This is a genomic window from Candidatus Binataceae bacterium (assembly GCA_035500095.1).
Lineage (GTDB): Bacteria > Desulfobacterota > Binatia > Binatales > Binataceae > JAKAVN01.
This window is the reverse complement of the sequence record DATJXN010000131.1, coordinates 1-23,499: the sequence shown is the minus strand read 5'-3', so window position 1 is coordinate 23,499 and position 23,499 is coordinate 1. Positions and strand designations below refer to the sequence as shown.

Below are 23,499 nucleotides of genomic sequence, written 5' to 3'. Positions count from 1 at the left end.
CAAGGTGGTGCGGCGAAAGCGTCAATTCGCCACGAGCACGATCGGGAAGCTCGCGAACCGCGACTGACTATTCGAGCGGCAGTGCGCCCGCCGGCAGACGGCGCCACTGCGAATCATCTCCATTGCTCGGCGCGTTGGAGCCCCCGCTGTTGCCGGTGCTGGCAGCGCCGCCCAGGGCCGCGGCGGGTGCGCTCGCCGCGGTCTTGGGCGCCTCACCTTCGTCGGTTGCGCCCGAAGCGTTCGTATCGCCCTCGCTGTCGTCGCTTTCAGCGTCGGCCGCTGCGGGCATCGGCGCGGTCCTGATCTCGTTTATCCGCGGCGCTGCCGGTATTGCCGGGGCTGCCGGGATCACCGGTGCGGCCTTGGCCGTGGTGCTGTCGCCCTCGCTGTCAGTGTCCGTGTCCGCCTCGGTATCCGTGCTGGCGTTGGTGCTGCCGCTCGTGCTTGCGCCACCGGCGCTTGCCGCACTGCCGCCACCGGCGCTGTTGTCCGCGTCGGGTGCGGAGGCGGCGCTGCCCGGCGCAGGCAGCGGCGTAGTGCTCGCGGTATCGGTGGTTGGGGGCAGCGCTTCCGCCGGATCGGGTCCCGGCATGATGTAGGTGGGTACGCCGGTTTTCTCCTCGACCGCCTTCTCGAGCTTCACGGTTTCTATATGGGGAAGCAGTCCCTGGCTCTGCGCCAGGTTGAGCGCGTAGCGCCACAGTCCAGGATAAACGCCGTAGAGATCTTCATGGACCTCGACGTAGAGCCATCCGTTGCGCCATCCGTACTTGATCGGCTGATAAACGAAACGCCCCGGGGTGCCGACGCTCGTGCGGTTGTAGAGGCGCTCGATATCCTCGGGATATAGCCGCACGCATCCGTGGCTGACTTCCATCCCGACGCCCCACGGCACGTTGGTTCCGTGCAGCGCGTACATCGGCAGCGTCAGCGCCAGCCGGTAGTGGCCGAGCGGATTGTCGGGGTCTCCGCCCTCGATCATGTGCTCGGCCTCGCCGTCGCGCTCGAGATGCTCTTGATAGATGTCATCGGGCACGACCCAGGTCGGATTGTGAGTTTTGTCGCGAATCGTCCAGATGCCGGTCGGAGTGCGCCAATCGTAGCGTCCGAGTCCCACCGGGAAAGTGTAGATGACCGTCGGATGCACGCCGCCCGCCGCATGCGGCTTGGCTTTGCCCGGCCGAGCCTTGGGGTGGCGCGGTTCGGCATAGGCGGTATGCGTGAACCGCGCCTTGCCGTTTTTATGCCGGCCGGCGGCCGCCGCCGTCGGGTAATAGTAGTAAAGGCGCATCTCCGGGATGTTCATCACGATGCCGGAGCGCGGCGCATTAGGCAGGATGTGCTCGGTGGGGATGACGACCAGTTTGCCGACCGGCGGCGACCACCAATCCATGTGATGGTTGGCGTTGGAAACCTCGGTTGGGCTAAGGCCGTACCAGCGCGCAACGTCGAGCAGGGTGTCGCCCTGGCGAATCGTGTAGGTTTGCAGCGAACCGACAATATCGTTGCGCGCGCCGGGAACCGGATAACCGACCAGTGGACGGTTCTCGAAATCGTTTTCGCTCCAGCTATGCGCGAGACGGGGTGCCGCACAGATCGCCACCACCGCCAAGAGCAGCGCCGCGACACATCCGGCGCCAATCCGCGAGCTCAACCACGCTCTCCTGCGGTACATTGCTACGCCTCGCCCCCCTGCGGCGCACCCCGTCGCCTCATCCCTGGACACGCAAAAATCATAGGGAAATGCCTATCACTCGGCAACGGGCCTCAGGTTGGCGAATTTCAGCACCAGCAGTTTCACCCCGCCGCGCTCGAAATGCACCCACGCCTTGGCGCCTTCGCCGCGCCCTTCGCGCCGGCGCACCACGCCGCGGCCGAAGGTCTGATGCACGACGCATGCGCCGACCCCCATCTCGTCGCCGGCGTCGCCGTCTTCGGAGATCTGGCTCGTGCTGTAGTCAACGTAGGTGCCGCGGCTCGGGGGCCTGAGCGGCGAGCCCGGCTTCTGCGGCGCGACGCGATTGATCAGCGCCGGGTCGATCTCGCCGAGAAAGCGCGAGGGCCGCGATTCGTTGCGCTGGCCATAGAGCTCGCGCGTCAGCGTGTTGGTGAGATACAGCAGCCGCCGCGCCCGCGTCATCCCCACGTAGCACAGCCGGCGCTCCTCCTCGATTTCGCGTCCGTCGTCGCCCGAGCGAAAATGCGGAAACAGCCCTTCTTCCATCCCCGCGATGAACACCACCGGGTACTCGAGGCCCTTGGAAGTATGGAGAGTCATCAGCGCCGCGCGCCCGCCGCGGCTCGCGACCTGATCCGCGTCGCTGACCAGGGCGACGCGCTCGAGGAAATCGGCGAGCCCGCCGTTTTCTCCTTCGGCGTCGAAGGCATCGGCCGCCGATAACATCTCGGCCACGTTCTGGCGGCGCGCGGCGCCGTCGGGCATCGCGTCGAGATAGGCGAGGAAGCCCGCCCGCTCGATCACTTCGTCAAGGATTGCGCGCACCTTCGTCGCCGGCACGCGATCGGCGAGGTCGCGCATCCACGCGTAGAGTTCGCCCGCCTGCTTGGCTGAGCGCAGCGCCACCCGCGAATTGGTCTCGAGGCGCCCGAGCGCCTCGAACGCCGTGACGCGCTCTTCGGCGGCGATTTGCGCCGCAACCTCGAGCGTCCTGGCGCCCACGCCGCGCGTCGGCGCGCCCACCATCCGCTCGACGCTTACCGCATCGGCCGGATTCGCCAGCACGCGGAGGTAGGCGAGCAGGTCCTTGACCTCGCGATGCTCATAGAAGCGGAGTCCGCCGACGACATAGTAGGGAATGCGCCGGCGCACCAGCGCCTCTTCCAGCACGCGCGCCTGCGCGTTGACCCGGTAGAACACCACGATCTCGGCCGGTTCGGCACCCCCCTCGGCGGTGAGTCGCCCGATCTCGCGCGCGATGAAGTCGGCTTCGTCGCGCTCAGTGATGCCGGTGAAATAGGTGACCGGCTCGCCTGCGGCGTTCTCGGTCCACAAGCGTTTTTCCTTGCGCTCGCGATTGTTGCGGATGACCGTGTCAGCGGCGGCCAGGATGGTCTTGGTCGAGCGGTAGTTCTGTTCGAGCTTGAAGATGCGCGCCTGGGGAAAGTCGCGCTCGAAATCCAGGATGTTGCGGATGTCCGCGCCGCGCCATCGATAGATCGACTGATCTTCGTCGCCGACCACGCACAGGTTCGAAGTGCGCGCGGCGAGCGCGCGCACCAGCAGGTACTGCACGCGGTTGGTATCCTGGTATTCGTCGACCAGCAAACACTCCGCGCGCGACTGCCAGCGCAGCAGCACGCCCGGGTCGCGTTCGAAGATTTCATGCACGTTGAGCAGCAGGTCGCTGAAGTCCATCGCGTTCATCGCGCGCAGGCGCTCGCGGTAAAGGCGATAAATCGTGGCCAGGACCGCCTCGCGGCCGTCGCCGCCGGCGCTTGCGGCAAAGGCGGCGGGGCTGACGGCGTCGTTTTTCAGCTGCTCGATTCGCGCCCGCGCCATCTCGGGACTGGGCGATCCGGCGAGCGCCGCCTCTTCGATTACGCGGCGCAGCGCGGACATCGCGTCACTCTCGTCGAGGATCGAAAAGTTGGGCCGAAAGCCGAGCGCCCCGGCCTCCTGGCGAAGGATGCGCGCGCAGGCCGAATGAAACGTGCTGACCCAGGGCCAGCGCGAAGTCCCGCCCACCAGCGTCGCGATCCGCTCGCGCATCTCGCCTGCGGCCTTGTTGGTGAAGGTCACGGCCAGCATCCGCTCGGGAGCGGCCTCGCGTTCGCCGAGCAGGTGGGCGATGCGATAGGTCAGGACGCGGGTTTTGCCCGAGCCTGCGCCGGCCAGGATGAGAATAGGCCCGTCGGTCGCCAGCACGGCCTCGCGCTGGGCGGGATTGAGATCGTCAAGGTTAAGCATCGGTTCGCAATCATTTTACATCATTCGATGGGGCGCTGCGCGATTTTCCGCGCATCCTGACGTCGCCAGCGTAACCCACCCGCGAAATGCCGCGCGTCGGACGCGGCCGCGCTTTCGCAACGGCCCGGCGCCATCTCTGCTAAGCTGGCACCGGATGGCGAAGTACGAACCGCACGACACCTTCTATCGCAAAGCGCGCGATCGCGGACTGCCGTCGCGTGCGGCGTTCAAGATCGAGGAACTGCTCGCACGCTTTCGCCTCGTGCGCCCCGGTGCGCGCGTGGTGGATCTCGGATGCGCGCCAGGCGGATGGCTGAGCATGCTGGCCGCGGCCGTCGGGCCGCGGGGGAGGGTGGTGGGAATCGACTTGGCCGCGTGCCCGGCGGGCGCGCCCCACGTGGTAACGCTGGTCGGCGACATCCGCGATCCGGCGAGCCTCGCGGCGGTCGCCAAGGCCTTAGGGGCGCCTGCCGACCTCGTCACCAGCGATCTGGCGCCCAAGCTCAGCGGCGTCGCCGAGCGCGACCAGGCGCAGATGCTCGAGCTTGCGCATGCGGCGCTCGAATGCGCGCGGACGCTGCTGCGTCCCGGCGGCGCGATGATCGTCAAAGTCTTTATGGGCGCGGATCTGGGCAAGGTCGTCGAGGCTTTCGCGCGCGTCTTTGCGCAGGTCGAGCGGACGCGCACGCGCGCGAGCCGCCCCGGTTCTTCGGAGCTTTACCTGGTGGCGCGGGGGTTTCGTAACTCGCCCGCAGCCGTGCGCCGGGCGTGAGGCCGGCATCGACTCACCCGGGTTGGATAGTACCGTGAAGCGGGCTAACGTATGGCGCATGTGCTTGGGGCGCATGTGGCATCGCCACGGAGCGTCGATCGCGGCCGTCGCGCTCGCCGCGATGCTGACGTCGTTGCCCGCATGCTCGCGGCATGGCGATGACGAAGGTATTTCGGCCGGCCAGGTGCGGGTCGAAGTGGCTAACGTTGGGCTGGACAACGACAGCGGCGCGCATTACGTCGTGCTTGAGGATTCCGCGCATCGCCGCTCGCTGCAGATACTGATTGGTGACGAGGAAGCGCGCACGATCATGCTCGAGATGCACGGAATCAAGCCCGATCGCCCGCTGACTCATGATCTGCTGCGCGGCCTGATCGAACAGACGGGCCATCGCGTCGATCGCGTCGTGATAACCAGCGTTCACAATCAAATCTACTACGCAGACATCTATCTCGACCGCGCGGGCGGGCGCATGGACAGCCGACCGAGCGATGCGATCGCCTTGGCGATGGGGATGGGAGCGCCGATCTTCGTGAACAGCGGACTCTTTCAAACTGTCGCCGCGCCGCATGACGTGCGCGCGGGCAAGGACCTGCCGGCTACCATCAAAGCCGAGGATATCGTCGTCCAGGAACTGAGCCCCGCGATCGCGAGGCAGTTCGCGGTGCCGCCGCAAAGCGGCGTTCTGGTGGCGGACGTCTCGGGACCGGCCGCGCGCGCGGGGCTGATGTGCGGCGATATCGTCACCGCGGTGGACAAGCATCCCGTGCGCACAACCTCGGACTTCGTGATGGCGCTGGTCGGATTCAGGGATCCCTACGTGAGCTTCAGCGTGATGCGCGGACAGCAGTCCCGCGTCATCACGGCCGAACGCCAGGGCCCCGAGCACGGCGCACACTAAGCGTTTGTTCGTTGCGCCGCGCCGGAGGGTCGGCGCCGGATCATCCCCGGCGAATCAGCAGGCTCCGCAAAAAACGCGGATCGATCGCGCGCGGGTCGAGTTCGGCGAGGTCCTCTTCAAGCACGCTCAGGCATGAGGCGACGAAGCGGGCCGAACGCGCGCGCGCAGCCTCGTCCGTGCGCGCCGCCAGTGCCGCGTCGACTATCCGGCGAAAGCCTTCGGCAAGCTTTGCCGGCCGTCCGCCGCCCGTCATTATTGCCATGTAAAGTTCGCCGAGCCGGCTCGTCTCGATTGGCGAGGGCGTGAGCCGCCGTTCGGGTTTGCGCTCGAGCGCGGCACGCGCGAAGGCGGTGATCAGGATTTGGCTGAGCCGGATCTCGCGCCCGGCAGTCTCGGCGCGGAAGGCGGGCGCCGCGATATTGATCGCCAACAGCTCTCCGAACAGATCGCGCATCGCCTCGATCTCGTCGAGCGCCGCGTGCGCCAGGTGCAGATCGCGCATCGCCGTGAAATCGCGCATCGCAACCGAGCCCTTGCCCTCGAGGCCGGCGAAGAAGCGCGGCCGGCGCTCGAGGAAACCGCCCAGCGCCTCGCGGTAGGGCGAATCGAGGTAGGCGATGTCGCGCCCGCGCACAGCGTCCAGGCCCAGCGCCGCGACGATCTGCTCGACGCGTTTGCGCAGATCGATCGTAAGGCTCACGCCCAGCCGGAACAGCAGCTTGAGATGAGTATCGCGCAGATGTTCGATCGCGTTGTCGAGGTCGCCGGCGGCCAGATACTCGAGCCCAAGGTTGAGATAGTGATGAGTCATCTCGACCGCAACGCGGACCGCTTCCACGTCGCCAAAATCGACCGCGCTGGCCACCAGCACCTGGTTGGTAACCAAGGCCATCTCACTGCGCAACTGGCGCTGGCCCTGCCCCGCGAACCCGGCCGTCAGCGCCGTGTTGAACAGCGAAAGGTCGGTGTCGGCCGGCACCGGCGCCATCCCGTGCGGCACCAGTTCGTCGTCGCGCAAAAGGTCGGCGCGCGTCGGCGCGCCGTAGGCCGCGCGGATTTTAAGGAAGTCGTGCGGATTGATGTAGGCAAAGACGTCCTGCGCCTCGAAGAAATCGGGAAAACCGCGATCGTTCAGCCGCGCGCGGCGGAACTGGTAGGCCTCCTCTTCGAGCTCCGCCTCGACGCTCCAGTAGATCTCCTCCATCAGCGCGGTAAAGTAAGTGTAGTCGCGCTCGAACACCTCCTCGAGAAAATCGACCAGCGGCTGCAGGATCGCATCGTGGCGCTGGAACTCGATGATGTAGTGCTCGTCGAACTGCACGAAACGGTCGGACGGCACGTCGGCCGCGGTCAACGGATCGTCGAGCCGATGGACGCGGAAATACTGGCGCAACAGGAGCGCCATCATCTCCATGTCGAGCCCCATCAGGCCCTCGGCCATCCGCTTGCGCCCGCCTTCGGTGAGCGCCTCGATCCACTCGCGCATCCGATCGAGGTTGGGGCGGTCGCGAGTCCAGCAATCGAGGTCGAACAGCCCCTGGATCTGCTCGGGCACGGCCAGGCTCAGCAAATCGCCCGAATCGGTGGAGCCGATTTCCTTGACCGTGTAGAAGAGCGTCTCGGGCGAGAACGATTGCACCAGCCGCTCCGCCTCGGGCGCCGACAGGATGAGGTCGCGCTTCTGGCGCGCGGGCAGCCCGTAGAGAAATTCGAGTTTGGCCTTGAATGGAAGGCTCAGGAACTCCGCCTGTCGTGCCGAGGTCATGGCGAAGACGCGCGCCGCGCTTTGCGGTTCGGATGCATTCCTTTATTTCAGTACCATGCCCATCATGTTGGAGCCAGTAACCCACTCGCCGTAAGGCGTTACGATGTCATTGCGCCCATGGTATACTTCGAACGTTCGCTGAGCGGCGCAGGAAAATCCGACGACCGGGGAAACGCGATCACGATGACCCGCTCGCGACGCACCCTCGAGAATCGCTACCGTCCGGTTAACGCGATCTCCGCAGCTCCTGTTCCCTGTCCATGCGCGCTCGCTGAGACCCGAGCCCGCCGGCAGGCGAGTCGAGCCGTAATACGCAGCGCAAAGACGGCGGAAGCTCTCTGCCAATGAAGAAAGCCGCGCGCTCGTCCGGCCGCCGCCATCGCCACGATGCTGGCAACGTCGTGGCGCTGACAATCGCCGGCAGCGATCCTGGCGGCGGCGCGGGAATCCAGGCCGACCTCAAAACCTTCGCTGCGCTCGGCGTGTACGGCTACTCGGCGATAACCGCAGTGATCGCGCAGAACAGTTCCGCCGTGAATCGTGTGGCGCCGGTTGCGCCCGCGATGATCGTCGCGCAGATCGAAACGCTCGCGGCCGAGCGCCGGCCCGACGCGCTCAAGACCGGCGCGCTCGGCAGCGCCGGGATCGTAAATGCCGTGGCAGACTCAATCTCGCGGCTCGATCTTCCTTCGCCGGTCGTCGATCCGGTGCTGATATCGAGCGCCGGCGTGCGGCTCCTCGAACCGGCGGGCGAGCGGGCGCTCCTTAGGCGATTGCTCCCGCTTGCACGAATCGTTACGCCCAACCTGGCCGAGGCGCAGGCGCTGAGCGGCATGGACGGGGCGAGTCCGGCGGCGATTCGCGCGATGGCGCGCGCGCTCACCGCCGCGGGCGCCCGAGCCGTGCTGATCAAGGGCGGGCATATCCTCTCTCATTCGCGAGGAAAATCGCGAGAAGAGTCAACCGACCTCTTCTATGACGGCCGCGAATTCGTCGAATTGCGCGCCGCGCGAATTTCGGGTGGCGGCGCGCATGGCCTCGGATGCGCGCTGTCGGCGGCGATCGCCGCGTATCTCGCGCAGAGGATGGAACTTCTCGAGGCCGTGCGTCACGCCAAGCGCTACGTCAGCACGGCTCTGCGCGCGCGCTTTACGCTCGGCGCGGGACGCGCCGTGCTCGGTCATTTCGCGCGCAAATGAGGTAACTCTAACGCTGGACGAACTCGGCGAGTGCGGCGGCGAGATTGTGGCTTACTTCTGGGCCACCGCCGAGCTTGATTAGCGCGTAGCGCTCATCGCCGTCGAGCCGTTCCCATGCCGCCTGGTCGAGCGGTACGCCCGCCGCCCGAGCACGCTCGGCGAGCGGAGCGGGAAGCCTGGACGGCGGATCGGCGATGGCCCGCTGCGCCTCGGCGAGCGTGCGCGGCTCCGCGCCAAAGGCCCGGCGCACGGCCTCGTTGATGAACAGCCTGAAAGCCTCGCGTTCGTCGTGGCGCTCGACCGGCAGATGGCAAATCGCCAGCCGCTCGCCGCGCCCGAGCGCTTTCCATTGCTCGAGCCCGACTTTGACTCCGACCCGGTCAAGCTTGCGCCGCACCGCCATCGGCACGCATGCGAGAGTCGTGCTCATCTCGTCCTCGAACTTGAATTCGCGCATCATGATTTGTCTCCGGGCTCGTCTCCGGCCGCCCCTTTCCGGCGATCATAGCAGCCGGGACGGCAATCGCGGCAGAGTGGCCCTCTCGCTGATAATCGTGCCGGTGGCGGACTCTTGACGGATGCGCCGCCGCTGTCGGAACCTTAACGCGGACGGTGCACGATTGGCTATGGAACGGAATAAAAACGGCTTCGACGGGGTGGCCGTGGAGGCGATCGCAGCCGGGCTCAAGGAGCGTCCGGGAGCGCTGATGCTCATCCTGCACGAAGTCCAGGATCGGTTCGGTTACGTCCCGCGCGAAAGCGTGCCGGTGATCGCGCACGCGCTCAATCTCTCGCGCGCCGAGGTCCACGGCGTTGTCACCTTCTATCATGATTTTCGCTCCGCGCCGCCCGGCCGCAACGTGATTCGCCTGTGCCGCGCCGAGTCGTGCCAGGCGATGGGAGCGGTGGCGCTGGCCGAGCACGTGCGCGCGCGCCTCGGAGTGGGATTCGGCGAGACCACGCGCGACGGGGCCTTTACGCTCGAGCCCGTCTATTGCCTTGGAAATTGCGGATGCTCGCCGGCAATGATGCTGAACGACGAACTCTACGGGCGCGTGAGCCCGGAGCGTTTCGACGAGTTGCTGGCCGGGCGTAAGGATGATGGCCGATGAGCGCGACGGTTTACGTTCCGCGCGACTCCTCGGCGCTCTCGCTCGGCGCGGGCGCGGTCGCCGACGCCATCGCGGCCGAAGCGGCGCGGCGCGGAATCGATTTGCGCCTGGTGCGCAACGGCTCGCGCGGGATGTTCTGGCTCGAGCCGATGGTCGAAGTCGAGAGCGCACGCGGCCGTATCGCCTACGGGCCAGTCGCGCCGGCCGACGTTCCGGCGCTTTTCGATTCGGGATTTCCGAGCGGCGGCGAGCATCGCTTGAGCCTCGGTCTGACGGAAGAGATTTCCTATCTGAAGCGCCAGGAGCGGTTGACTTTCGCGCGCGTTGGAATCGTCGATCCGGTCTCGCTCGACGACTACGTTGCGCACGGCGGCTATCGGGGCCTCGCGCGCGCGCTTTCCATGCCGGCCGAAAAGATCGTCGAAGAAATTGCGGAGTCGGGACTTCGCGGGCGCGGCGGCGCGGGCTTCCCCGCCGGCATCAAGTGGCGCACCACGCAGCAGGCCGCGGCGCGTCAGAAGTATGTCGTCTGCAACGCCGATGAGGGCGACTCCGGCACCTTCTCGGATCGCATGATCATGGAAGGCGACCCGTTCGTGCTGATCGAGGGGATGACGATCGCCGCCGCATGCGCGGGCGCGAACCAGGGCTACATCTACTTGCGCTCGGAGTATCCGTACGCGCTGCGCACGCTGAACGAGGCGATCGCTGTGGCCTATCGGCGCGGATACCTGGGCGAGAAGGTCGCCGGCAGCTCGCATACGTTCAATCTCGAAGTGCGGCTCGGCGCGGGCGCGTACGTCTGCGGCGAAGAGACCGCGATGCTTGAGAGCCTCGAGGGCAAGCGCGGGATGGTGCGTTACAAGCCGCCGGTGCCGGCGATTGCCGGGCTGTTCGGCCGGCCGACCATCGTGAACAACGTCATCTCGCTCGCCACCGTGCCGGTAATCCTCGAGCGCGGCGCCGCCTTCTACAAGGATTACGGGATGGGCCGTTCGCGCGGCACGCTGCCGATTCAACTCGCCGGCAACATCAAGCGCCCGGGCCTGATCGAAAAAGCCTTCGGCGTCACCCTGCGCGATTTGGTCGAAGACTACGGCGGCGGCACTTGCAGCGGACGTCCGCTGCGTGCGGTGCAGGTCGGCGGGCCGCTGGGCGCCTATTTTCCCGCGAGCATGCTCGACTTGCCGATGGACTATGAGGCGTTCGCCGCGAAGAAGGGGATCGTCGGCCACGGCGGAATCGTGGTCTTCGACGATACGGTCGATCTCGCGCGGCAGGCGCGATGGGCGTTCGAGTTCTGCGCGATCGAGTCGTGCGGCAAATGCACGCCGTGCCGAATCGGATCGACGCGCGGCGCGGAGGTGCTCGACCGCCTCGCGAGCGCCGGAGGCCGCACGGCGGCGATAGGGTTGCTGCGCGATCTGTGCGATACACTGACGTATGGATCGCTGTGCGCGCTCGGCGGCTTGACGCCGCTGCCCGTGCTCAGCGCGCTGCGCCATTTTCCCGAGGATTTTGGCCTTTCGCAGAGCGACGTGGCATGGACGGGCTGAACGCGCTAAACTTAATCAAGTGCTTGAACTTGTCGGGCGCGCCGAAATCGCCTCTGCCGGACGCGCCCCGGTCAAGCGCCAGGCGCGTGTCCGCGTCGCGAGGAGGCTGAGCCGTGCTATCGAAAACCGACCGCGACTACGGGACGCCGCTTAAGACCTCCGCCCGGCTCGTCACGCTCGAAGTCGACGGCCGCGAGGTAAGCGTGCCCGAGGGAACTTCGGTGCTGCGCGCCGCGGCGCTCGCCGACGTTGCGATACCCAAGCTCTGCGCCACCGATTCGCTTGAGCGGTTCGGCTCATGCCGCCTCTGCCTTGTCCAGGTCGAAGGGCGCAATGGCTATCCCGCTTCGTGCACCACGCCGGTCGAATCCGGGATGAAGGTGCGGACGAAGTCCGAGATGCTCGAGCGGCTGCGGCGCGGCGTGATGGAACTCTACATGTCGGACCATCCTGCCGACCGCGCGTCGTGCGCCGGCAACGGCAACTGCGAGTTGCATGCGATGGCCGACGCGGTGGGGCTGAGCGAAGTCCGCTACGGTTTCGAGGGCAGGAATCATCTCGACGCCGCGCGCGACGCCTCCAATCCCTATTTCGCGTTCGATCCCGCGCGCTGCATCGTGTGCTCGCGATGCGTGCGCGCGTGCGAGGAGGTTCAGGGCACCTTCGCGCTGACGATCGAAGGGCGCGGCTTCAATTCCGCCGTCTCGCCGAGCCAGCATCAGCCGTTCTTCGAATCCGAGTGCGTCTCGTGCGGGGCTTGCGTGCAGGCTTGCCCGACCGATGCGCTGGTCGAGAAGTCGATGCTCGAGAAGGGCGTCGCCGAGCGCGCCGTCACCACCACCTGCGGCTATTGCGGCGTCGGATGCTCGTTCAAGGCCGAAGTGAAGGGCGACCAGGTCGTGCGCATGCTGCCGAACAAGGACGGGATGCCGAATCACGGCCATTCGTGCGTCAAGGGCCGCTTCGCGTGGGGCTACGCGACGCATCCGGACCGCGTGCTGACGCCGATGGTGCGCGAGAGGACGAGTGACCCGTGGCGCACGGTGTCGTGGGACGAAGCGATCGGTCACGCGGCACGGCGGCTCAAGGAGATTCGCGCGAAGTACGGCCCCGGTTCGATCGGCGGCATCACCTCTTCGCGCTGCACCAACGAGGAAACCTACCTGGTGCAGAAGATGGTGCGCGCGGCTTTCGGCAACAACAACGTCGACACCTGCGCACGCGTATGCCATTCGCCCACCGGCTATGGGCTCAAGACGACGCTCGGGACCTCGGCCGGCACGCAGGACTTCGACTCGGTGCTCGAGGCCGACGTTATCCTGGTCATCGGCTGCAACCCGACCGACGGCCATCCGGTGTTCGCCTCGCTGATGAAGCGGCGGCTGCGCCAGGGCGCGAAGCTGATCGTCGCCGACCCGCGCACGATCGATCTCGTGCGCGCACCGCATGTCGAGGCGACGTATCATCTGCCGCTCCTGCCGGGCACCAACGTCGCGCTGATCAACGCGTTCGCGCACGTGGTGCTGAGCGAGGGGCTCGCGAAAGAAGATTTCGTGCGCGAGCGCTGCGAATGGCCCGCGTACGAATTGTGGAAGAAATTCATTCTCGAGGAGCGCAATTCTCCCGCGGCGGCGGCCAAAGTCACCGGCGTGCCAGCGGAAAAAATTCGCGCGGCGGCGCGCCTCTACGCCACCGGCGGCAACGCCGTAATCTACTATGGCCTCGGCGTGACCGAGCATAGCCAGGGCAGCACGATGGTGCTGGGGATGGCGAACCTGGCGATGGCGACCGGGAATCTCGGACGCGCAGGCGTCGGCGTCAATCCGCTGCGCGGGCAGAACAACGTGCAGGGCTCGTGCGACATGGGATCGTTCCCGCACGAACTGACCGGCTATCGCCACATCTCGGATACCGCGATGCGCGCGAGCTTCGAGGCCGCATGGGGCGTCAGGCTCGATCCGGAGCCGGGCCTGCGCATCCCCAACATGTTCGACGCGGCGCTCGACGGCAGCTTTCGCGGGCTCTACGTGCAGGGCGAGGACATCGCGCAATCCGACCCCAACACGCATCACGTGACCGCGGCGCTCAGCGCGATGGATTGCGTGATCGTGCAGGACATCTTCTTCAACGAGACCGCGAAATACGCGCACGTTTTCCTGCCCGGCTCGTCGTTCCTCGAAAAGGACGGGACCTTCACCAATTCCGAGCGGCGCATCTCGCGCGTGCGCAAGGTAATGCCACCGCTCGCCGGCAAGGCCGACTGGGAAATCACCTGCGAGCTTTCGGCCGCGTTCGGCTACCCGATGCGCTACGTCCATCCGTCGGAAATCATGGACGAGATCGCGCGCCTCACCCCGACCTTTTCCGGCGTCAGCTACGAAAAGCTCGATCGCCTGGGTTCCGTGCAATGGCCGTGCAACGACAAGGCGCCGGAGGGGACGCCGGTGATGCACGTCGGGCAGTTCGTCCGCGGCAAGGGCCGCTTCGTGGTGACCGAATACATCCCGACCGACGAGAAGGTCGGGCCGCGCTTCCCGCTCATCCTCACGACCGGCCGCATCCTCTCCCAGTACAACGTCGGCACGCAGACCCGGCGCACCGCCAACACCGCGTGGCATCACGAGGACCTGCTCGAAATCCATCCGCACGACGCCGAGGAGCGCGGTGTCCGCGACGGCGCGTGGGTCAGGGTCAGCAGCCGCGCCGGCGAAACCACGCTTCGCGCGCAAGTCACCGAACGCGTGCCGCCCGGCGTCGTCTATACGACGTTCCACTACCAATCCTCCGGCACCAATATCGTCACCACCGAGAACTCGGACTGGGCGACGAATTGCCCCGAATACAAGGTGACCGCCGTGCAGGTGATGCCGGCCGCCGAGCCGGGCGCGCGGCGCGCGGCAGGCACAGGCACGGAAGGACAGGGCGCCGACCCGCATCCGGCGGCGGGACGCTGACGCTGGCTCGCAGCCCGGCGATTTGAGGGACGCGCGGCGATGGACCTTCACCACCTGGTCACGATGGCCAATCAGATCGCCGATTTCTTCAAGACCTCCGATCCCGATCGCAATGAAGCCGTAACCGCGACCGCGCAGCATCTGCGGAGTTTCTGGGATCCGCGGATGCGCCGCGAAATCGCCGCACACCTCGCAAGCCACGGCGGCGAAGGTCTGAACGACATCGCGCGCGACGCGGTTCGCATGCTAGAAAACCAGGCTTCCGCCAAGGCGGCCGGATAGCCGGACACGCCGGCTGGCCAATGCCCCGCCAAGCAAAACGGATAGCGGAGGGCGCCGCGCGCGCGGATGCGCCGGCCGGCATCCGCCGTCATCCTGCGCACAAGTTTAACGGCGGGAGTTTCGCCGTCGAGGACGAGCGGCTCGCGGTCGAAGAGCCGCTCGAAATCCGGCTCGCGGGGCGGCGCTTCACGCTCACGATGCGCACACCGGGCCACGACGAGGAACTGGTTGCCGGCTTTCTGCTCGCCGAAGGCTTTATCGAAGCGCCGGCCGACCTGGGCGAGATTCGCCGCGTGCGCGGTCCCAGGGGCGCGCCAGATCCTAACGCGGTGGACGTTATCCTCAATGTCCCGGCGGCGAACCTGCGCGAGCGTCTCAAGCGCAACTTCACGATCTCGTCGAGCTGCGGCGTGTGCGGCAAAACCAGTATCGAGGCGATTCAACGCCGCGTCGCCCCGATCGACTTGCGGATGACCGTCGCGGCCGGCGCGATCCTTGAACTCGCGCCGATGATGCGCCGCGCGCAGGAGGTCTTTGCCGCGACCGGTGGATTGCACGCCGCCGCGCTCTTTGCGCCGTCCCCTTCGCCCGCGCAGACCGAAGATACGCGCAAGAACGGCCGCGCCGAGGCGCCGATTAGGAAAGTGAAACTTAAAGCGCTGCGCGAAGATGTCGGCCGACACAACGCGGTCGATAAGGTCGTCGGCTGCGCGCTGATGAACGGGATGCTGCCGCTTGGGGTGGCGCTGATGGCGGTGAGCGGCCGGCTGAGCTTCGAGATCGTGCAGAAGGCGGCAGCCGCCGGCGTTCCGATTCTGGCGGCAATTTCTGCGCCGTCGTCGCTCGCGGTGGAACTGGCGCAAGAGGTTGGCATCACGCTGGTCGGCTTCCTGCGCGACCGCACCTTCAACCTTTACAGCAACCCGGAACGGGTTGTCCCCTAAGGTCCGCCAAAGTGCCCACTTGAGCCGAACGCCCGGTAGGCGTTAACTCTATGGGGCCGCAGGGCCCCTATCGATGTTCCTTAGAAGACGCGCGCTCGAACGTATCGCCGGCGAAAAAGCACTTTTCGAGCGCAGCCGTGGCGGCGACATCCGGATCTGCGTCGTCTATCCCAACGTCTATCGGCTCGGGATGGCGAACCTCGGCTTCCAGGCTGTTCATCACATCTTCGAATCCGATCCGCGCGTCGCCGCCGACCGCGCCTTCCTGCCCGATCCCGACGAGCGCGCATACATCCGCGCGCGCGGCGAGCGGCTGGTTTCCTTCGAGCGCGGCGAGCCGCTCGGAGCCTTCGACGTAATCGCCTTTTCGGTCTCGTTCGAGACCGACTACCTGAACCTGATCACGATGCTGCGGATGGCGGGAATTCCGCTGAGCCGCGCCGAGCGCGCTGGGCGCAACTATCCGCTGATAATCGCGGGCGGGTCGGCGGTCTTCCTCAACCCCGAGCCGATCGCCGATTTCGTCGATCTTTTTCTGATCGGCGAGGGCGAGGAGATGGTGCCCGAGTTCATCGCGCGCTTTCGCGAGACCGGCGGGCTCGATGGCTCCGAGCGCATGCGCGCGCTCGCGCTGGTCGAGGGCGCATATCTTCCCGACTACTTCACACCGGTCTATGACGGCGCCGGCGGCCTGGCGCGCGTGGATTACAGCGGGCCCGGGCTGCCGCGCGTAAGCCGCCGGTTGATCCACGACCTCGACCGCTTCACCACCGCATCGCTGATCCTCACCCCGGAATCGGTTTTCGGCGATATGTACCTGGTCGAGGCGAGCCGCGGATGCCAGTGGGGATGCCGCTTCTGCGCCGCCGGCTTCATGTATCGCCCGATCCGCTACCGCCGCGCCGACAAATTGATCGCCGAGAGCCGGCGCGGACTTGAGGAGCGCAGCGTGATCGGCCTCGTAGGCGCCGAGATGGCGAGCGTGCCGGGCGTAGCGGAGATCGCGGGCGCGGTGGCCGACGGCGGCGGACGGCTCTCGCCCTCGTCGCTCAAAGCCGATTGCATTTCGCCTGCGCTCGCCGCGGCGCTGGCGCGCAATGGCAATCGCAGCGTGACCGTCGCGCCTGAGGCCGGCAGCGAACGGATGCGCAGGATTATCAACAAGAATCTCACCGAAGACGAAATCCTGCGCGCGGCCGAGATGATGATGGGCGAGGGCGTGGAAAACCTTAAGTGTTACTTTATGGTGGGCCTGCCCGAAGAGCACGACGAGGACGTGGTTGCGATCGCCGAGCTGGTCGGCAAAGTCGTCGCGCGGGCGCGCGCGCAGCGCCGGCACGTCGGCCGCGTCAACGTCTCGCTCAACCCTTTCGTGCCCAAGCCGTGGACGCCGTTTCAGTGGGATGCGATGCGCGAGCCGCAGGAGCTCAAGCGCAAGGTCGCGCTGGTGCGCTCGCATCTGATGCGCCTGGACGTGGGGGTCGAGCTCGACGCCGAGTCGCCGCGCGAAGCGTATTTCCAGACCCTGGTCTCGCGCGGCGACCGCCGCGTCGGTGCAATCCTCGCCCGCCTGAGCGCCGAGCATCGCGAATTGCCGGGCGAGATCTGGCAGGGGCTGAAGGCCGTCAAGCGGGAGGCGGCCGCGGGCGACAACGGGTTGGTCGATCCCGACTTCTTCGTCACGCGCGAATATGCGCGCAATGAGCTCCTGCCGTGGGATTTTATAGACCATCATATCGAGAAATGGTTCCTCGCTTCCGAGCGCAAGAAGGCGCATCACGAGCGTCAGACCAGGCCATGCGACGTCACTACCTGCAGAGTGTGTGGCGCGTGCTGAAGCCATGTTGAAATAAGACGGTTGCGACGATGCAACCGAGGGGAGGGAAGGGATGAGGTTGCGAGCGCTTGGGGTTTGGGCTTGGCGGTGGACGAAGGCGCTTGCCGCGACAGGGCTGTTGCTGATGGTGTCCGCACCGGCGCGGGCGCAGACCGGCTCAGACGTCGGCGTGGGATTGCCGTCAACGACGATTGCGCCGGCAGACACTGAACCCCCCGTAGCCGCGCCGTCTCCGCCGCCACCCATACATCGCCGCATCACCCCGCCGCCCCAACCGATGGCTCATCATACCGCCACGCCAAATGCGGCTACGCCGGCGGGATCCGTGTCGGCGGCAACCGCTCCGGTCAAGTCCGTCGTGCCCGAGCCGGTGCAGGCCAAGCTGCTGCTCAAGCAAGACACCTGGATTTACGCGGAGCCGAGCAACAGGAGCGCGCATCTCGAGCAGGGCGAGAAGGGCAAGATCGTGATGGTGACCGGTACCACCCACTATTTTCTGCGCGTCAAGCTCAAGAACGGGCAGGAGGGTTTCGTGCTGGCTGACGCGGTGCAGGTCAACACGCCGACCGACAAGCTCTTTATGCTGACGCACGACGCGCCGGTGCTCGACGCGCCCAATCACTGGGGCAAGAAGGTCGCCGAGGTGCATCAGGGGCACGCGGTCCACGTCGTCGGCGTCGCGCTCGGCTACATGCGGATCAGGATGAAGAGCGGACTCGAAGGCTACATCCCGTCCTCCGCGCTCGAGTAGCCGGTTAGGGCCGCATCCGGCTCTCCCGCAATCAGGCCAGGTAAAATTCCCCTCGGGCGGTATGCAACCGCCCGCGATGGTGCTATCGAGGCTGCTGGGAGAAGGCCATCCATGGAACGAGTCGACTTCGGAATCTTCGACCATATCGAGCGCACTACCAGCGACGGTCCGCTGCAGCAGCTTTTCGAGGAGCGGCTCCGATTGGTCGAGGCCTACGAGCAGGCGGGTATCTGGGGCTACCACGTCGCACAGCATCACGCGACGCCGCTTGGGATGGCGCCATCGCCGAACCTGTTCCTGGCCGCGGCCGCGCAGCGCACGCGCAAGCTGCGGCTCGGCACGCTGGTCTATCTGCTGCCGTTCTACAGCCCGCTGCGGCTCATTGAAGAGATCTGCATGCTCGACCACATGACGGGCGGAAGGGTCGAGATCGGTGTCGGCCGCGGCGTCTCGCCGTTCGAGCACGCTCAGCATCGCATCCCGTTCTACGACGCGCGCGAGATCTTCGAAGACTCGATGGCGGTGCTGGTGAAGGGGCTGACCAGCGAGCGCCTGACCCATCATGGCCCGCACTACCGCTATGACAACGTGCCGATGGAGTTGCGGCCGCTCCAGCAGCCGCATCCGGGTTTCTGGTACGGCACGCTCTCGGTCGACAACGCGATTTACGCGGCGCGCCACGGGATGAACATCGTGTCTATCGGCGGGCTCGAATCGGTCAAGCGGGTGACGGCGGCCTACCGCGAGTACCATCTTGAGAGTGCGGGCAGCCCGCTCAACGTCAATCCCCATCTGACCCGGCCCGTGACCGGCGCGATCCGCCACATCTATATCGGCGAGACGGATCGCGAGGCCGAGCAGGTCGCGCGCGATTGCTATCGCGTCTTTTACGACAACCTGCAGAAGCTCTGGCGCGACTACAACACGCTCGCGGTCGCGTTCCCCAACGACTACGACTTGTTTCATCGGGTGGGCGCGAGCTTCAGCGGATCGGTCGCCTCGGTGCGCGACCAGATCGCAAAGTTCTGCGAGGAGTCGGGATGCGACTACCTGGTGCTGGCGTTCGCGTGGGGCAATCTGACCGCCGCGCAGACGCGCCGCTCCTTCGATCTCTTTGCGAGCAAGATCATGCCGGATTTCATCCGACAGCCGGCCGCCGCGTAAGCCCCGGCCGCGTCGCGCTGCGGCAGTACCGTCCGGCCGCGCGACCTGGCGGAGAGTTGGCATTCGGCGCCGTCCTTGACACGATGGTTACGTTGAAGGTCAAGGAGACGATCCGATGACAACGGGCCCTGAAAATAGCCAAAAAATCCGTTCCGTGAGCAATGTCGTCAATGCTTCGCGCCAGCTCGAAGGCGCGGGCTTCGTGGTGAACAGGCCATTCCCGAACCAGGAGATGGCGCTGGTCGATCCCTTTCTGCTGCTCGACGAAATGGGTCCGATGGAACTCGGGCCGGGCGAGGCCAAGGGCGCGCCCGACCATCCGCATCGCGGCTTCGAGACCGTGACCTACATGATCTCGGGCAAGATGGAGCATCGCGATTCCCACGGCAACGCGGGCCGTCTGGGGCCGGGCGACGTACAATGGATGACCGCCGGCGCCGGCGTGGTGCATTCCGAGATGCCGGCCGCGGACTTCCAGCGCCAGGGCGGCCGGATGCACGGCTTTCAGTTGTGGGTCAACCTGCCGCGGCGCGACAAGATGATCCGTCCGCACTACCAGGAGATTCCCGCTGCCGGGATTCCAGTCGCCGTGAGCGCCGACGGCAACGCGTCCGTGCGCGTGGTCGCGGGCGAGTCGATGGGCAAGAAGGCTGTGATCGATACCCGCACGCCGATCATCTACCTGCATTTCACGCTAAAGCCAGGCGCGCGCGTGATCCAGCCGGTCCCGGCCGAGTACAACGCCTTCGCCTACGTCTTCGGCGGCGAGGGACGCCTGGGCCGCGAAGAGCGGACGGCGCGGGAGCATCAGATGGTGACGTTCGCGGGTGATGGCGACGCGATTTCGATCGCGGCGCCCGAAAGCGCCGGCGAGCCGCTGGAGGTGCTGCTGATCGCGGGCAAGCCGCTGCGCGAGCCGGTCGCGCGTTACGGCCCCTTCGTGATGAACACGAAGGAAGAGATCGTCAAGGCGTTCGAGGACTACCGCGAAGGTCGGATGGGCGAGATCGCGCCGGCCTGACATCCGGTCCTTCGCGGCGCGGCCGGTGCGCGGGTGATTCGTACGGCGCTCCGGGTCGCAGCGCCTCGGTCGTCGCGCCGCCCCCAGGCCGCGAGCGTGAGGTCCCGCAAATAACTCGCATATCCGGAAAAGCGTCACGGTGTCATCGAGACCGGGATTCCTCGCTGCGCTCGGAATGACGGCCTCGACATCTTGGGATGGAACTTATTTCCAGGACATCACACTAGCCTAGGCCATCAGTTCGTAGAGGACCGCGAATTCGTCCTCGATGGGGAGCTTGCGGAAGTGCCTGAAGCCGGCCGCCGCGGCGAGCTCGCGCGCCTTCGGCTCGCCCATCGCCGCGCCGATCCCGGCGCCCCCATGCGCCAGCGAAGTCGTCATGCAGTAGAGCGTGCTGACCGAATAAACCAGTTTGCCCATCGGCTTGACGTTTTCCTCGACGTTGGAGGAAATGTTGATCTCCTGCACCAGGTAGGTGCCGCCGGGCGTCAGCGAGTTTTTGATCGAGCGCATCAGTCCAATCGGATCGACCGAATCGTGGACGACGTCGAAGGTCGTGACGAGGTCGAACTTTCCTGCCGGCAGCTGGGTGCCGTTGGCCAGCTCGAACGTCACGCGGTCGGCGACGCCGGCCTCGGCCGCGTTGCGCCGCGCGCGCTCGATCGATTCGGCATGGAGATCGAAACCGAACACACGCGAGTTCGGAAACGCCCTGGCGATCAGGGTCGCCGCGCGCCCGCCGCCGCATCCGACGTCCGCGGCGACGCCGCCGCGCTGCAGGCGCTCGAGCACCTGCGGCATCGCCGGGATCCATCTGCGCACGAGCTTGAACTGATAGCGCGGCCGTGAATTGCGCTCGGTCGCCTCGAACATCCACGGCGGATAGTCGGCCTGGGTCAGCCCGCCGCCGGTGCGAAACGCGTCGGCCACTTTGGGCGCGACCGACATCGTCGCCTGCACGACCTGGAAATACGATCCCACGAAGTAGGGCGAACCCTCCTCGGCCAGCGCCACCGCGTACTCGGGCGTGAGCAGGTAGGTCTTCGCGGCCGGGTCGTACTGGAGATATTGCGCCGCGGCCATCGAATTCAGCCACTCCTGCAGGTAGCGCCGGTTGAGCCCGGTGCGCGCGGCGAGCTGCTCGACCGTGAGCGGTCCGGCGTCCTTCATCGCCTTGAACAGGCCGAGCCGGTCGCCGATAAAATTCATCGCGCTATGCATCGCGCTCGCGACGTCGCCCAGGATCTGCTGTGCGACCTGTTTGGCTTTTTCCCGATCGATCTCGCCCGTCGATGCCATCGTTGAGTTGCTCCTTGTTATATTCTGCGAATGATTGGGTGCGGGCGCCTAGGCGATCCTCCATCCGCCGTTTCTTAGCAAGCTTCATACGACCTCTCCCCGCGCTCCCGTCCCTGGCGCACCTCTGTCCGGAACCATAGCGCATTGCCTCGTGCCGGGGTTAGGCCGCCGCGATCGCCGCGGCTGCAAGCGGCAGAGGGAAGGCGGTTAGTGCGCGATGGCCAGCGCTGCGAGCTCTTTTTCGCCGAGCGCGTGCAGCAGTAGCGCTTGCGCGTGCGCGGCCGAAACGTCCCAGTGAGCGGTCAGGTCCCGGACCTCGTCCTCAGAGGGCATCGCGCCGTTTCGATACGCGATACCGATCGCCTTGCGCACGCCGAGGTCGCCGGCGACGACGCGCGGCCGTCCGAGCGTGCGCGCCAGGATCCATTCCGCCGTCCATACGCCGATTCCTCGGAGCGCTACCAGTTCATCGATCACCTCCGCATCGGAAAGGCCCGCGAGCCGCCCGATCGCGATTTGGCCGCGTGCGACTGCCTGCGCCACCGCGATTACGTACTCGGCCTTGCGATTGGTGAACTGGAGCGCGCGAATCTCGGCCGGCGCGGCGCTCGCCAGGCGTCCGGGTCTAAGGCTGTAAACGGTCGCGCCGTCAACGGTATGCTTGTCGCCGAAGCGTTCCGCCAGACGCCGGCGGGTCTCGGACGCCCAGCGCAAATTGACCTGCTGGGCGCTGATGCATCGCACCAGCGCGCCCAGCAGATTGAGCTGCAGCACGGGTCTGAAGCCACGATAGCGCGCGTCCAGCCGCGCCATGAGCGGATCGGCGCGGCGGAGCTCCGCAAAATGCCGCGGCGACGAAACGAAAGTGGCGCGGACCGCGGCGAGGATCGGTTCGGCGTAGCGGCCATCGTCGATCGCGACGCGAACCGCGGGGCGCGCGCGCGTTCCCGCAAATGTCGTCGCGAAAGCGACCGCGTGACCGTCGATTTCCATCGTCCGCAGGAAGGTGCGGCCGTCCCAGCGGTCGAGCAGGTCGTCGCCCGAGCGGCGGAACATCTCGAGCGACGCCGCCGGATCGAGCGCCCCCGGCAATTCGAGTTCGAACGACGCTTCACGACGGACCGGTGCGTGCGGAGCACGCATCTGCCTCGGAGCCACGCTCGCGGGCATTGGCGGCCGCCTAGGAACGCGGCGCTGGTCCGCGCCGCTTCATCATCGCGTTGGCCTCCGGATAGGTGACGGCGCCGGTCATGAAGTTATACGTCCCCGCTCCGAGCAGCTCCTGCGCGATATTGCGCGCGAGCGCGAAGGCCGCGAGGCCCGGCCATGAACCGACGCTGACCCGCGCCACGCCAAGGCGTTCCAACTCGCCGACCGGCGGCGAAGTCGGGCCGGCGAGGATGTTGATCGGTCCGTTGATTTGCTTCGCCAGCGCGCCGATGGTTTCCGGATCGCGCACGCCCGGCACGAACAGGCAATCGGCGCCCGCCTCGCGGTAGAGATTGGCGCGCCGCACCGCATGGGCAAGACGCTCCTCTTTGGGGCCGACACCGAGCAGAAAGACGTCGGTGCGCGCATTGATCACAATCGGCACGCCGGCTCTTGCCGCGGCGTCGCGCGCCGCGTTAAGCCGCTCGAGCGCCTGTGCCGGTTCGTACAGTTCGCCGCGGCGTTCGATCACTCCGTCCTCGAGATTGATCCCGACCGCGCCCGCTTCGATCACCATCCGGACGGTTTCGGCGACTTCGGCGGGCGTGCGGCCGAAGCCGGATTCGGTATCGGCGGTGACCGGAGCGTGCACGGCGCGCGCGATCCGCGCTATAGCGCCGACGAATTCAGCGCGTGGCGCGGACTCGCCGTCGGCATAGCCGATCGAATGGGACAATGTGGCGCTGCTCGTGGCGATCGCGCGGGCGCCGGCATCCTCGACCGCGCGGGCGCTCATCGCATCCCACACGTTGACCAGCACCAGGATACGCGAGCGGTCGTGCATCCTGCGCAACGCTTCGGCCTT

19 protein-coding genes are annotated in these 23,499 nt (G+C 66.5%); 12 read left to right on the top strand and 7 right to left on the bottom strand.

Going from position 1 to position 23,499, the window contains the following annotated elements; all coding sequences use genetic code 11:
- Positions 1 to 67 precede the first annotated feature (67 nt).
- Positions 68 to 1,654: a L,D-transpeptidase family protein gene (locus VMI09_14015; GenBank protein HTQ25806.1), complete on the bottom strand. Its 1,587-nt coding sequence runs from the start codon at positions 1,652 to 1,654 to the stop codon at positions 68 to 70.
- Between the two features lie 96 nt (positions 1,655 to 1,750).
- Entirely contained in the window at positions 1,751 to 3,928 is a 2,178-nt protein-coding gene (locus tag VMI09_14010) for a UvrD-helicase domain-containing protein (protein ID HTQ25805.1), read from the bottom strand.
- 154 nt (positions 3,929 to 4,082) lie between these two features.
- On the opposite strand from VMI09_14010, the gene VMI09_14005 reads away from it, so the two are divergent.
- Complete coding sequence (locus VMI09_14005) at positions 4,083 to 4,700, top strand: RlmE family RNA methyltransferase (GenBank protein ID HTQ25804.1); 618 nt, start codon at positions 4,083 to 4,085, stop codon at positions 4,698 to 4,700.
- 34 nt (positions 4,701 to 4,734) lie between these two features.
- A complete protein-coding gene (locus VMI09_14000) occupies positions 4,735 to 5,601 on the top strand; it encodes a bifunctional nuclease domain-containing protein (protein ID HTQ25803.1) in 867 nt (288 codons plus the stop codon).
- A 40-nt stretch (positions 5,602 to 5,641) separates the two neighbouring features.
- Here VMI09_14000 and VMI09_13995 read toward each other — a convergent pair whose 3' ends face one another.
- Complete coding sequence (locus VMI09_13995) at positions 5,642 to 7,366, bottom strand: DUF6178 family protein (GenBank protein HTQ25802.1); 1,725 nt, start codon at positions 7,364 to 7,366, stop codon at positions 5,642 to 5,644.
- Between the two features lie 344 nt (positions 7,367 to 7,710).
- On the opposite strand from VMI09_13995, the gene thiD reads away from it, so the two are divergent.
- The gene (gene thiD, locus VMI09_13990; protein HTQ25801.1) at positions 7,711 to 8,565 is read left to right on the top strand and encodes a bifunctional hydroxymethylpyrimidine kinase/phosphomethylpyrimidine kinase; all 855 of its coding nucleotides are present in this window, start codon (positions 7,711 to 7,713) and stop codon (positions 8,563 to 8,565) included.
- 7 nt (positions 8,566 to 8,572) lie between these two features.
- On the opposite strand, the gene VMI09_13985 is transcribed toward thiD, so the two are convergent.
- A complete protein-coding gene (locus VMI09_13985) occupies positions 8,573 to 9,025 on the bottom strand; it encodes a nitrate reductase associated protein (GenBank protein ID HTQ25800.1) in 453 nt (150 codons plus the stop codon).
- 166 nt (positions 9,026 to 9,191) lie between these two features.
- On the opposite strand from VMI09_13985, the gene VMI09_13980 reads away from it, so the two are divergent.
- The 9 genes from VMI09_13980 (at position 9,192) to VMI09_13940 (ending at position 20,186) form a co-directional block, all read left to right on the top strand.
- Complete coding sequence (locus VMI09_13980; protein HTQ25799.1) at positions 9,192 to 9,677, top strand: formate dehydrogenase subunit gamma; 486 nt, start codon at positions 9,192 to 9,194, stop codon at positions 9,675 to 9,677.
- Positions 9,674 to 11,233 carry an NADH-quinone oxidoreductase subunit NuoF gene (locus VMI09_13975; protein HTQ25798.1) on the top strand — a complete coding sequence of 520 codons (1,560 nt, stop codon included), beginning with the start codon at positions 9,674 to 9,676 and terminating at the stop codon, positions 11,231 to 11,233. Before VMI09_13980 ends, VMI09_13975 begins: the two co-directional genes overlap by 4 nt.
- Positions 11,234 to 11,346: 113 nt before the next feature.
- Positions 11,347 to 14,187, top strand: a complete 2,841-nt coding sequence (gene fdhF, locus VMI09_13970) for a formate dehydrogenase subunit alpha (protein ID HTQ25797.1) — start codon at positions 11,347 to 11,349, stop codon at positions 14,185 to 14,187.
- A gap of 39 nt (positions 14,188 to 14,226) precedes the next feature.
- Positions 14,227 to 14,469 carry a formate dehydrogenase subunit delta gene (locus VMI09_13965; GenBank protein HTQ25796.1) on the top strand — a complete coding sequence of 81 codons (243 nt, stop codon included), beginning with the start codon at positions 14,227 to 14,229 and terminating at the stop codon, positions 14,467 to 14,469.
- A 20-nt stretch (positions 14,470 to 14,489) separates the two neighbouring features.
- Positions 14,490 to 15,413 (top strand): formate dehydrogenase accessory sulfurtransferase FdhD, encoded by a 924-nt coding sequence (locus VMI09_13960; GenBank protein HTQ25795.1) that lies wholly within the window; start codon positions 14,490 to 14,492, stop codon positions 15,411 to 15,413.
- 73 nt (positions 15,414 to 15,486) lie between these two features.
- Positions 15,487 to 17,250 carry a radical SAM protein gene (locus VMI09_13955; protein HTQ25794.1) on the top strand — a complete coding sequence of 588 codons (1,764 nt, stop codon included), beginning with the start codon at positions 15,487 to 15,489 and terminating at the stop codon, positions 17,248 to 17,250.
- 325 nt (positions 17,251 to 17,575) lie between these two features.
- Positions 17,576 to 18,001, top strand: a complete 426-nt coding sequence (locus VMI09_13950) for a hypothetical protein (GenBank protein ID HTQ25793.1) — start codon at positions 17,576 to 17,578, stop codon at positions 17,999 to 18,001.
- A 111-nt stretch (positions 18,002 to 18,112) separates the two neighbouring features.
- The gene (locus VMI09_13945) at positions 18,113 to 19,165 is read left to right on the top strand and encodes an LLM class flavin-dependent oxidoreductase (protein HTQ25792.1); all 1,053 of its coding nucleotides are present in this window, start codon (positions 18,113 to 18,115) and stop codon (positions 19,163 to 19,165) included.
- A gap of 154 nt (positions 19,166 to 19,319) precedes the next feature.
- Entirely contained in the window at positions 19,320 to 20,186 is an 867-nt protein-coding gene (locus VMI09_13940; GenBank protein ID HTQ25791.1) for a pirin family protein, read from the top strand.
- Positions 20,187 to 20,414: 228 nt separating this feature from the next.
- On the opposite strand, the gene VMI09_13935 is transcribed toward VMI09_13940, so the two are convergent.
- The 3 genes from VMI09_13935 to VMI09_13925 form a co-directional block, all read right to left on the bottom strand.
- On the bottom strand, positions 20,415 to 21,485 hold the full coding sequence (locus tag VMI09_13935; protein ID HTQ25790.1) for a methyltransferase domain-containing protein: 1,071 nt from the start codon (positions 21,483 to 21,485) through the stop codon (positions 20,415 to 20,417).
- A 207-nt stretch (positions 21,486 to 21,692) separates the two neighbouring features.
- A complete protein-coding gene (locus VMI09_13930; GenBank protein ID HTQ25789.1) occupies positions 21,693 to 22,628 on the bottom strand; it encodes a hypothetical protein in 936 nt (311 codons plus the stop codon).
- A gap of 37 nt (positions 22,629 to 22,665) precedes the next feature.
- The coding region (locus tag VMI09_13925) for an isocitrate lyase/phosphoenolpyruvate mutase family protein (protein ID HTQ25788.1) at positions 22,666 to 23,499 on the bottom strand (834 nt) is incomplete at its 5' end.